General features: G+C 46.0%; 9 protein-coding genes. 2 read left to right on the top strand and 7 right to left on the bottom strand.

Annotated elements, in window-relative coordinates:
• Window positions 1–240, top strand: a 240-nt coding sequence (locus tag QXT02_RS02325) for a monomethylamine:corrinoid methyltransferase (RefSeq protein WP_342811714.1), incomplete at its 5' end; no start/stop codon positions are given.
• Window positions 241–255: 15 nt separating this feature from the next.
• Here the strand turns inward: QXT02_RS02325 and QXT02_RS02320 are convergent.
• Window positions 256–1,443: an MFS transporter gene (locus tag QXT02_RS02320; RefSeq protein ID WP_342811713.1), complete on the bottom strand. Its 1,188-nt coding sequence runs from the start codon at window positions 1,441–1,443 to the stop codon at window positions 256–258.
• Between the two features lie 155 nt (window positions 1,444–1,598).
• Between QXT02_RS02320 and QXT02_RS02315 the strand changes: the two genes are divergently transcribed.
• Window positions 1,599–2,633 (top strand): ornithine cyclodeaminase family protein, encoded by a 1,035-nt coding sequence (locus tag QXT02_RS02315; RefSeq protein ID WP_342811711.1) that lies wholly within the window; start codon window positions 1,599–1,601, stop codon window positions 2,631–2,633.
• A 40-nt stretch (window positions 2,634–2,673) separates the two neighbouring features.
• Here QXT02_RS02315 and QXT02_RS02310 read toward each other — a convergent pair whose 3' ends face one another.
• The 6 genes from QXT02_RS02310 to QXT02_RS02285 all read right to left on the bottom strand — a co-directional run bounded on the left by QXT02_RS02310 (window position 2,674) and on the right by QXT02_RS02285 (window position 12,008).
• Window positions 2,674–4,131 carry a trimethylamine methyltransferase family protein gene (locus QXT02_RS02310; RefSeq protein WP_342811710.1) on the bottom strand — a complete coding sequence of 486 codons (1,458 nt, stop codon included), beginning with the start codon at window positions 4,129–4,131 and terminating at the stop codon, window positions 2,674–2,676.
• A 60-nt stretch (window positions 4,132–4,191) separates the two neighbouring features.
• Entirely contained in the window at window positions 4,192–5,568 is a 1,377-nt protein-coding gene (locus tag QXT02_RS02305) for an acetate--CoA ligase family protein (protein WP_342811709.1), read from the bottom strand.
• Window positions 5,569–6,038: 470 nt separating this feature from the next.
• Window positions 6,039–7,337 (bottom strand): 4Fe-4S dicluster-binding protein, encoded by a 1,299-nt coding sequence (locus QXT02_RS02300; RefSeq protein WP_342811708.1) that lies wholly within the window; start codon window positions 7,335–7,337, stop codon window positions 6,039–6,041.
• A 347-nt stretch (window positions 7,338–7,684) separates the two neighbouring features.
• Window positions 7,685–9,499, bottom strand: coding sequence for an aldehyde ferredoxin oxidoreductase family protein (locus QXT02_RS02295; RefSeq protein ID WP_342811707.1), 1,815 nt, complete (start codon window positions 9,497–9,499; stop codon window positions 7,685–7,687).
• 93 nt (window positions 9,500–9,592) lie between these two features.
• Window positions 9,593–10,975, bottom strand: a complete 1,383-nt coding sequence (locus QXT02_RS02290; RefSeq protein ID WP_342811706.1) for a dihydroorotase — start codon at window positions 10,973–10,975, stop codon at window positions 9,593–9,595.
• 22 nt (window positions 10,976–10,997) lie between these two features.
• On the bottom strand, window positions 10,998–12,008 hold the full coding sequence (locus QXT02_RS02285; RefSeq protein ID WP_342811705.1) for an ornithine carbamoyltransferase: 1,011 nt from the start codon (window positions 12,006–12,008) through the stop codon (window positions 10,998–11,000).
• Between the last annotated feature and the right edge of the window lie 146 nt (window positions 12,009–12,154).

Genomic DNA, 12,154 nt, shown 5'->3' with positions numbered 1-12,154 from the left:
AGATGGCTGGCTGAGGTCTCGTATGCTGCAGCGGGTTTGAAGCCAGATGACGCGAACGAGATCGTCAATGAGCTGCTGAAAAAATATGAGGACAGGATCACCAAAGAGGGTGGACCTTGGGGGCACACATTTGACGAAATCTATGATGTAAAAACCGTCACGCCCAGAAAAGAATTCCTTGAGCTATATGATAAAGTTAAAAAAGAGATGGAAGACCTTGGGTTGAAATTTAAGAGATAATCTTTGACTAAGCGTTTAGCTTCTTTTTAACAAGATCGAAATCAGAATTGCTAACGTATCAATGAATCCACATAGTAGAAAAGCCAAAGCATATGTATTAAAAATATCAAAAATGTATCCAACAATCGCTGGCCCCGCCATGCCACCCATACCGATCCCGAGTTCATACGCCCCCATTATTGCACCCAAATTTTTAGTTCCAAAAAATTTTCTTAATGTGACGGGATAAGCTGCAGCCCAGCCTCCCCATGCAATGCCTATACCTGATGCAACCAAATAGACAAATAATGTGCCTCCTGAAATTAAAAGCCCAAATGTAGAAATTGCCTGTACACACAGGAAAATTATTAGCATTTTAACCACCCCAAGTTTTTCAGCCATCCAACCACCTAAAATACGAGTCAAAATGCTGAATATCCCGACCAAAAACAAAGCGATGCTAGCTTGGAACTCTTCTACACCATTTTTAATTGCAAATGGCACAATATGGACTGTAATAGCAAAAACTCCAAAACTAGCAAGGGCCAAGGTTAAATAAAAGTACCAAAACGGTCTTCTTCTCATCGCCTCTTTCACGTCGCAATCTATCGACTTTTCTGCATTTTCAGAGCTTACCTTCGAAAATTCTTTTACATCTGGATTTTCTTTCATGAGTAAAATTGAAACCATCAATATAACCGCAATAAAAGCGCCAAAGATAAGAAAGGTTGATCTCCAACCAAAATCACGAATCAATATCTGCGCCAAGGGTGAAAAGAAAACCAAACCAAAACTCAATGCGGTGATTGCTATGCCGGTGGCTAATCCTTGCTGTTTATCAAACCATCGCGCGATAGTAGACACGGGTGGAACATATAGTGTACTTGATCCGATCCCGATAAAAGTAAAAGAAAGATAAAGCTCCATTAAAGAGCGAACTCTGCCGGCAAAAAAATAACCCGCACTCACGAGAACTGCGCCAAGGATCATGACTCTTCTTACTCCAAATTTATCGCTTGCCTTGCCCATCAGATATGCAAGAAAAGTTGTAAATAAAAAAGAGATGGAAAAAGCCAATGAAATTTCAGCGCTTGACCAACCAAACTCCGCGTGCAAGTAAGGAATAAAAATACCAAAAACATATTTAGCACCAACGACCAACAGCGCTAGAAATGAGGCAACCACTATTAACCAACGAGTATATCCTTTGTTACCAAAATTCATTTCTGACACCTATCAAATAGTATTTTCTAGTGGTTAAACAATTAAATCACGTTTTGTCCGAAAATCGTCTAAAATAAAAAAGAAATTTTAACTCTAAGTTGGGTCGGCCTTTATTTTTAAATACCAGAAAATGAGTAGGATAACGGGTGAAAACGATGACCAAAAAGGTCGAATTTTTGTACCTGAGTCAAGAAGACGTCAGAGCGGCGGGCGGCCTTGACATGAAAATGGCTATGGAAGCCATCGAGAGAGCTTTTAAACTTCTTAACGCGGGGCAGGTTGTCATCCCGGATAAAATTGTTATGGAGTTACCTCCTGGGGAGCAGGAAAGAGGGCGAATGAACGGCTTGGCTGCTTATATCGGTGGTGACTGGGAAGTCGCGGGGATAAAGTGGATCCCTAGCTTCCCGAAAAACCCGTTTCAACGCGGTTTACCTAGGGCTAGCGCGCTTATCATCCTCAACGACACTCAAACAGGGTTGCCCTTGGCCGTCATGGATGGTACAATACCAAGCGCGGTACGGACAGGAGCCGTTGGGGGCTTGGGAGCAAAATATCTCGCTCGCAAAAATTCGGAAGTTCTCTGCTTAATAGGCCTCGGCGTACAGGCTAAGACTCAGGCCATGGCAATAAAAGAAGCGCTGCCATCTTTAAAGGAAATTCGTGGCTTTGATAAATCGAAAGAAAGGGGAATCCAAGGCGCAAGGGACATTGAAAAACTCACTGGGATAACCACGAAATTCGTCGAATCGCCAGAAGAGGCCGTCAAGGGCGCTGATGTTATCGTCACAGCAACTGTGGCGAACGAGCCAATAGTCAAGGAAAAATGGGTCAAGGAAGGAAGCCTGTTCATTCACATCGGCTCTTATGTGGAGGAAGAATACGATGTGGTTCTCAACTCAGATAAAATTGTGGTGGACGACTGGCATGTGGTCAAACATCGCCGGACACCGGTTCTGGCGAGAATGTATGATGAAAAACTGATCACCGACAGCGATATCTACGCTAATTTTGACGAAATAGTTGCCGGAAAGAAACCTGGAAGAGAAAACGACCACGAAAGAATTTTCTTTGCTCCCATCGGTATGGCGCACGAAGACGTTGCAGTAGCTTCCATGATCTACGAAAGGGCTAAAAAAGAGGGAATAGGAAAAACTTTAACGCTTTGGAACGAACCGATTTGGGTATAGATAAACTACCTATTGACTCGCTGCGATTGCTTGACCAATTTTAGAATTTACTCTCCCTTTTCTCAACTTCTTTAGCATACTCAATTAACTGCTTTTCAATTTCTTTATCCAACGGGTCAGGCTCATGTGTCTTGAGGATCTCTTTAACTTTTTCCCGAGCCACTTGCCACAGGTCTTTCGAGCCCGCCTTCTCCCAGTTTTCCCGCGTCTCCCTGTCACTTATTTTTGGAAAATACTGCTCTTCCATCAGGTACTTTAATGTGTGCATTTTGTCCAAATAATGCCCACCCGGCCCGGTTTGAGCTATTACATCATAAGCTAAGGTATCCTCATCTACCTTAATTCCTTTCAGGACGCGGTAAATCATGCCACAAATTTCATCGTCGATAACTAGCTGCTCCAGACTAATAGTTCGGGCCGACTCTAATGTCCCAGGGTAGAAAATATAATTCACGCCAGCGAGGGAAGCCAGCAACAAGTTCAACGCTCTTTCATAGCCGTTTTGAACATCGATCAGTTTGGATTCAGTATCTCCAGCAGTTCCCCTACATGGTAAGTTATAATACCTCGCCATCTGCGCCGATGCCACGTTTAAGATGCCGGCCTCGATCGCGCCCAAAGCTATGTGCCCCCGTTTCATATCCATAATGGTCGAACAGGTGCCGTAGAACACAGGAGTACCTGGGTTGACGAGCTGTGCTATGGTAACGCCACTTAGGATCTCCGCACCCTGTTGCACCAGAACACCGGCCAAAGTAACCGGACCAGTGGCGCCAGCTTGGATCTCAACACCGAAGTCAACGGGCTGGCCCATCTTGGCATATTCCAAAAGACCCTCCGTCATATCGGTTGCATGCTGAAGCGGACTGATTGGATTTACTGTTGTATAGACCATCGGCTTCTTGCGCAGTTCCTCCTCTCCGCCCGCTAAAATCGCGGCCATTTTTAAACAATCCCTCGCCCGCTGGGTGCCGCGAGCCGTCGCTTTAACCACTTTTGAGGTGTTCTTAACGCTGGCGATATAACCCAGCACGTGGGTAACCTTGCCCGGCACGCCGTCGATGTTGGGCATGACAGCGCCACCGTGGATAAGCCTGTAGGTCTCCATCGCGTCAACGACTTTGCACAAATTTTCTACATCCTTTAAATTAGTCATGCGCCTTTTCCCTGTTTCAAGATCAAGGATGTAAATCCGGCCTATCATCGGCCCGAAGTAGACGCGTTTCTTTTCGATTTTAACGTCGTACTTTGGATTTCGAGCATGGAGAGTAAATTCTCCCGGTGCCTTCTTCAGCGCCTCCTTAACCAAATGCTCAGGAAGATAAACCCGGTTTGTCTCAGGGTCCACTTCCGCGCCGTTATCCTTTAAAATTTTGAAGGCGTTGGGCTCCAGAACTTTAACGCCAACTTTTTCTAAAACCTGTATTGTCTTCTGGTGAATTTTGTATACCTCATCTTGAGACAGAATTTCAAGTTGTCCGCCTTTCAAACCTACCAAGACTGCCACCTCTTGTAGTGAAATAGCAATTTTATCTTTTAAATATTGTCAAAGCTCATGCTATTGAGATGAACTTTTCCACAGGGCACGGCGCACACAAGCAGACAGGGCTCTAACTGCACGAACTGGGTCTGAATACACAGGTACCCCTGAATCCGCCAATTTCTTCCTTTCCTCAGCTTCCGCCTTGCCTCCCCCCAACATAACTGGAACTATGGTCTTGCCACGCGAAACGTGTTTGACGATAACATCCGAGATTCCCGGCATCGGGTCTCCGACAATCACCACGAAAGCATCGATCACGCCCGATGCATCCAACGCTGTAATTGCTTCATCATACATTTGAGATGTCGCGCTACCGGTTAGGTCAAGCGGGTTCCGCAGGATGCACTCCGGAGGCAGTTTTTCCTTTAACTTCTCGCGCGTTTCAGGAGGCAGGTCCGGAGCGTTCATCCCGAGTTCCACACAAGTGTCAAGGGCTAGGATGCCGGAGCCACCTGAGCTTGTGATTATGGCCACATCTTTGCCGGTGGGCAATGGCAGAGACGCAAATGCCTTGCAGACATCATACAACTCTTCCACACTTGAAACCCTCTGGACGCCTGCCTGCTTGAATACCGAATCAAATATCGCGTCCTTTCCTGCAAGTGATCGTGTATGCGAGGCCACGGCGAGAGCGCCCTTAGCCGTCCTCCCGCTCTTCAAGACCACGATCGGCTTTTTCTCAGCCGCAGCACGAGCGACTCTGAAAAATTTTCTTCCGTCTCTGACGCCCTCGATGTAAAGCGCAATGACTCTAGTTGCGGGTTCGTTGGAGAAATAATCAAGAAGCTCAGTTTCATCCACATCGCATTTATTTCCCAACGCCACTATCTTGTCCACGCCCACCTTCTCTTCTTCGGCCCAGCAGGCGATTGCGGCCAAAACTGTTCCGCTTTGGGAAATCACCGATATCGATCCTTTTGTCCTGACAAGCGGCCAACTGGCACAAAGACCTACTGATGTGCTATTAACTCCTTGACAGTTGGGGCCGACTATTCTAATCCCTGCTTTTTTTGCAGTCTCCACCAGCTGGCGCTCCAGCTCGGCACCTGAAGGTCCGGTCTCACCAAAGCCACCCGAGATGACCACCGCGGCCTTGACCCCCTTCTCGCCACAATCTGAGATCACGGAGGGGACAAAACGCGCGGGAACTATCACCACAGCAAGTTCAACCTCGCCCGGGACTTGTTTAATGGATGGATAGCACCTTACTCCCAAAACATCGGGTGCCTTTGGATTCACCGGATAGATATTTCCCTTATAACCAGCATCAATTATATTTTTGAATATCTCATGACCCAGTTTACCCGGCTCGCGCGAGGCGCCAATCACGGCAACGCTTGATGGCTCAAAGAAACTTCTCAGGGACATCTTATCACCATCCAGTACCTTCATTCTTTTGCCGATCCAGATTTAATTTATTCGCCACTGATTTCCCTTCTGATCTTTTTATCATCTTTCTCCCATCCTGCACCTTTTCCAATTATGAGTATATTCTCCGTCTAAACTAAGAAATCCAAGTTTAATAGAACTTTCCAAAACAAGATAAACATTCAATTTTATTCTTCCCTCATCCTCAATCAAAAGCAATTTTAATCGTTAATAATAGCAAGTATTAAAATCGCTGGAGTTGTTAAACGCTAAAAATTGTTCTGAAAATATAAGTTCTGCAAAAATGAAGAACCGTTCTTTTTTGACTTAGGGCCATCGCGGCCTCAAAATGAGCTGCTGCGCTATTCTACAGCACCGTATGGTGGTAGCGATAACCACCGTTACGCTGTGGGTGCAACATCTTCAGATTTCTTGGGCAATGGAAAAGTTCACTGCTCTATTGCAGCAATCACCTAGCTGACTGCTTTATGGATTCATTCTCCTTGTCGGTGGAAGTTCTTCATTATTTCAATCTTTTTCTCCATTGTTATCGGCTTGTAACTAATGCATTCCACTGGACAAACGACCGAACACAACCCGCAACCCAAGCACAAATTGTCATCAATTATCGCTTTTCCATCTATGACCTTTGCAGCGCTTGAGCAGTTGTCATCGCAAACGATCTCACAGCGCCTGCACCCTGTACACTTCTCGGTATCGACGACCCCTACTGCAGGTTTAGCTGAAGTAAATGTCGCTACACCAACTGGGACAATGCGAGAAACTGACATTCCAATGAAATCGTAGACGCTAGTGTATCCCTTTCTCTTCATGAATTCAGTCATCCCATCCAAAATCTCCCTGCCAACGCCGAGCCCACGGAACATTGGAGCAGTGGAAAGCTGGACCGTTGTCGCTCCAACCATCATGTATTCAATAACACTTTTCCAGTCGTGTGCTCCCCCTATGCCGCTAACGGGGATTTTTACTGATCGAGCAATTTCCCAAACGACCCTCAGACCAATAGGTTTAATCGGTGGACCTGAATATCCACATGGTGAGGAAAAGCCTCCATCCGCAGAACGCGATAGAGGATATCCCGTTTCGACATCGATGCCAATTATCGACAGCACGGTGTTTATGGCTGAAATAGCATCTGCGCCTGCTCTCACCGCAGCTCTTGCCGTGTCTGGAACACTGAGCGTGTGGGGGCTCAGCTTAACCATCAGTGGAAGGCTAGTGGCCTGTTTAACCGCTTTTATTATTTCCTGTATCTTTTCCGCATACACCCCTACTGCAAAAGCTCCCATTCCTAGCTCATGTATCATGGGACAAGATGTATTGAACTCAAGTCCATCGTATCCACATTCCTCATATACTTTAGCAATCCTGACGGCATTTTCAGGTCCAGTGGGGGAGAAGTTTCCAATTACGACTAGTCCTTCTTGATGCGCCTTTTCAATTCCCTTTTTCATTCTTTCTTTACTAATCCTCCAAATCTCCTCTGCCGGGTCATCTAATTTTTTCTCCGAGTAATACTCGACATCTGGCCCGGCGTTTACTAAAGCCATGCCCTCTTTCATTCGCTTGCCCACCGGAGTATCCATCCGAGTGGTCCACAACGCCGGCTCACTGCAGAATCCCACTCGAACGTCGTCCGTAACTATATTTTTCGCCACAATTCCCCCCCAGCCAGCTTTGGCGATTTTGTGGGCAAATTTCGGGAACCATCCCACAAAAGTGTTGTACATCGCCGGCGCCAGGAGAATCGGGCTCTTCAACTCCTTTCCCATAAAGCTAACACTTAGGTCGGTCATGTGTTAGGGTTTAGAATACCTACTATATAAATTTTTTTTAAAATTCTCTGATGTGATTTGAACTAAACAACACCAAAACTTGACGAGAAGAAATGGTTTTTAGGTGTATATATTTGCAGCATATTAAAAATAGAACCCTCAACTTATGGGCCCATTGTATAAATTTGCCTGAAGATAATTGCAACACGTTGCTAATGAAAAAACAACATTCAATAGCTAAAGTTATATTTTTTAACAGGGGTTAAACCAACTCTTAAAGCCTTAAAATGATCTACACTGAGACAGTGGTAGATTTTAATTGGGAATTTTTCCCCATTGCTCGGCTAGATTAAAATCGACAACTCTCTCAACTTAGCCCCAGTGGGTCTTCCTTCTTTATTCCACCCTCTTGCCTCATAATATTCATCGAGCATTCTTTCAAACTTTTCTCTGTCAACTAGTGTTCCAGCGAGCGGTCCTGATGGAATGGGATGTGTGTAGCATCTTTCAGGCAGTACATCATCCTTTCTGGTAAACCCGCTGAAAATTCTCTCCATGTTCCAGATCCTTTCACCCACCAAAACAAACTCCCTGTCGGAGAAGTTCATCCCGGTCGCAGCGTTTAACAATTTGGGATACATCTCGAGGGGATAAGTAAACTCAGAAAATCTACAGCCTATCAGGGTGAAAATCGCATTTACCTTGTCTTGGATCTCCTTGGTCAATTTGCCCTTTCCCTCGTAGGCAAGAGGATCAGCCCTGCCTGAAAACTCATCCCCGATGATTGCTCGCTTATGGCATGCCCCACGATTAGATGTCGCGAATGTGCAGGCTATTCCCTTCATCGCTTCAGGCATCCAAGCTGCGAATTCCATTCCCTTAACTTGCATCGCAAAAACTTCTGATCCCTTATTTAACCTTTCCGAAGCCCTCTTAGTACCTTCAGCCAGAAGGTCTCCTATACCTTCACGCTTGGCAATCATTTCCACTAGCTTCACCATGGCTTCGTGGTTTCCGAACCTGAGTTCCAGCCCGGCAGTGTCCTTTTTATTTATTATTCCGCGCTCAAAACATTCCATCGCGAAAGAGACGGTGACTCCAGTGGAAAGCGTGTCCATGCCATACTCATCACATAACTGATCTGCCCTCGCTATTGCCTCTGCACTGTCAATTCCGCAGTTTGAGCCGAGAGCATATATCGTTTCGTATTCCGGTCCCTCTGTCTCCGTTCCTGCATACGGTCCGCTTTTCACCACAGAGAACCTTCCACAGGCAACCGGGCAAGCAAAGCAAGCTACATTTTTCACGAAGAGATTTTTACCGAAATATTCCGCGCTTATTTTATTCACTCCCTCAAAGACCCCTTCCTGATGGTTCCTTGTCGAAAGCATCCCCTTTTCATTTAATGCCGGCATGGCAGCGTTTGTCCCATATTTAGAGAACAGTGTTATCAAGTTCCATTCCTGAGAAAGTGCCTTCTTCAAGATCTCCCTTGCTTCTTTGATGGCTTCGTTCAGTTTTTCATTTTCTGGGGATTTCTCACCGCCGCTAACGGCAATCGCTTTGAGTTTTTTAGATCCCATCACAGAACCGGCCCCACCTCTTCCGAAAGCCCGCCTGCCGGCTATGATCGAGGAAAACCTAACTAGATTCTCGCCAGCCGGGCCAATACATGCTACTTGGGCCTTGTTCCCTAGGTCCTTTTTTATAGCCTCCTGTGTTTGAATAGTGTTCATTCCCCACAGGCTCCCGGCATCGATGATTTCTGCCCCATCCTCATCAACTCGGATGTAGCAAGGCTTCTCCGCGCGGCCCTCGATTACGATGGTGCTATAGTTGGTGCGGCTGATTTCAGCTCCCAGAAATCCTCCAGCATAGGTGTTCAGGGCGCCGTTGGTGAGCGGTGATTTTGTCACCACACAGGTCTGGGCGAACATCGGGGCCATTGTTCCCGTCAACGGGCCAATCGAGAAAATCAGTTTATTTTCAGAGGAAAGAGCATCGACCTTTGGATTCACCTCATCGAATAGAATCTTTATACCGAATCCCATGCCACCGATGTATTTTTTAAACCAGTCCTGCGGAACCGTCTGTTCTTTTATCCTCCTATTCGAAAGATCTATCCTCAAAATTTTTTTCTCCAAATAATTTTTGCTCATTTTGTTCCCATTGTCCTTAAAATTTCTCACTTAAAAATATGATGCTACAATTTAACAATTTTAGCTAGATCTGCGGTCAAACTCGCCATTCGTTTAGAAAAGCTTCCGCGGTATGTATTTTCCAATACCGGGTTTTCCAATAATCTCGCCGTCTTCCATGACGACATTGCCCCCCACCATGGTGAGAACCGGCCAGCCTTTAAGCTCTCTTCCCTCGTAGGGTGTAAAGTCCGAAGCGGTGCACAGGTTCTCCGCTTTCACTATTTTACTCTCATCCGAATCCACTATCACCAGATCAGCGTCTGAACCAACCACAATGGTGCCCTTTTGGGGGAGGATTCCCAGCACTTTCGCTGGATTGTAACAACAGACTTCAACCAATTTTTCCATCGAAATCCTGCCCTTATTCACCCCTTCGCTTAACATCACTGGGAGAAGCGTCTCTAAACCCGGCAAACCTGCGGGCGCCGACCAAATATCGAGGGCGCCTTTACCAGTAGAAGCACAGTGATCAGTTCCTATACAATGCACGTGCCCCCTTTGAATTCCCCACCAAAGTCTTTCTATATCTCTTTCGTCTCTCAACGGTGGATTGCACTTCGCCAATACACAATCGTCGGGGAAATCTTTGTAAGAAAGAGACAAATAATGGGGACACGTTTCCACAGTAAGCTTGCTGCCCCTTGCTTGGGCTTGAACGGCGATGTCGAGGGATTCCCTAGAACTTATGTGGACCAGATAAATCGGGGCCCCTAAGTAATCGGAAACGGCAATCACCCGACTTACCGCCTCGGCCTCGCAGAGACTCGACTTGGCTTCAGTCCATGCCCTAAGATCCTTCCTTCCCGCCTTCAGCAGCTTTTCTTTCAGCCCATAGTATATCTCCACATTTTCGGCGTGAATCATCGATATTGCAGGAGGGCCCAAAGTTGACGCTATCTCAAGTCCAGAGTATAGTTTGGCATCATCAAATGAAGGCAGACCTAGGGCCTCGGCATCGCGGCCCTTTAGAAACATACAATGTTTGAACTGAGTAATGCCCAAATCTCGAGCATATTCCGGTATCTCTTGTATATGTTGGTCTGTGAAGAGACAAGCAATGAAAACCACGTTAGCCAGTGCATGTCTTTCAACGGTGTTTTTAGCTTCGTCAAATTTTTCCTTGTATGGTGCCAGTAGCTTATCCATTCCTCCCCAAGTCATCAGCGCCTCAGTAGTAATTCCGCCAGCCACTGCGGCCTTGGTTTCACTTTTGCAATCCTCCTCGAACGGACGGTAAAGAGAATAGTGAACATGGGGATCTATGACACCAGGGATTACAAACCTTCCCTTTGCATCTATATATCTATCTGCGCTCGGAAGATTCGGATCTTTTGCTATAGCTATAATTTTTCCGTTGTCAATAGCAATTCCGCCAGCAACTGTACCGTCAACCCCAACTATCCTACAATTTTTTATCGCCGTGTCCACCAACATTCAGCATACCTTTCTTACACGATTACCTCGAGCCACCCATCGTCAGTGCCATTATGGCCTTTTGTGCGTGTAATCTATTTTCAGCTTGGTCAATAACCACAGAATGGGGGCCATCAATAACTTCGTTTACTACCTCTTCACCTCTAACGGCAGGCAGGCAGTGCATGTAGATGGATTTTTTATTACAAAGATCAATCAATTCAGGTTTACATGTCCAGTTCAAGTATTTGTTTCTGTGAGCAGGTAACAACTTTTCGGTGAAACCGCCCTCCCGGTATAGTTTCCAACTTATCCAGGATTTCGGATAAACTACGTCGGCTCCTTGGTAAGCCTCCTCTACGTTGTTCGTGATCGTGAACTCTGTTCCCGCCTCTTCGGAATACTCCTTCGCTTTTTTGATGATCTCTGGGTCCAGATCATACTCCGGAGGATGAGCCAAAGTCACATCCATGCCAAAACGGGTCATCAACAATATGCTGGTCTGGGCCACAGCCAGTGGCGCTCTTACGTGCCCTGGCGCCCAGCACATGGCGAACTTCTTTCCCTCAAACTTTCTCATCTTCTCCTTGATGGTCATTATATCGGCCATGCCTTGGCAAGGATGAAACTTATCATCCTCCATATTTATGACCGGGACCGTAGAAGCTTTTTGATAAGCACGGATAACGTTGTGCCCTGTACCGTATTCTTTTCCTGCTGGACAACATCTGACAGCGATACCATGTCCATAACGAGATAAAACCGCTGCTGTGTCCTTGATATCCTCAGATTCTATCCAAGTGGTGGTGAGATCTAGAAAGTTAGCATGGCCACCCAATTGGGTCATGCCACATTCAAAGGAGTTTCTAGTCCTGGTAGATGGGTTGTAGAAAATCATGAACAAAGATTTTCCTTCGAGGTAACGATGGGGTATTCCTTGAGCATATTTTTTCTTAAGATCAAACGCCACGTCAAGAACCGTTTCAAGCTCCTCAAGCGTCCACTCAAGCTCAGGAGCCACCCAATGTTTCCCATAAAGACCTGTTTGCACCATCAAATTGCCTCCATCACGCAGTATTTAAGCTTCCCTGTGCTTTTTAATTTTTCGTTAAATTTAGTTTCAAAATTCAAAAGGATGATTTTCCCCACTCAAGGCCAGATACATGGTCGGTTAACTATGGAAAAACAAACAGCTATGTT

Source organism: Hadarchaeum sp. (SeqCode), from assembly GCF_038871235.1.
GTDB lineage: Archaea > Hadarchaeota > Hadarchaeia > Hadarchaeales > Hadarchaeaceae > Hadarchaeum.
The sequence above is the reverse complement of the archived record's forward strand: the minus strand, read 5'-3'. Positions and strand labels throughout refer to the sequence as shown.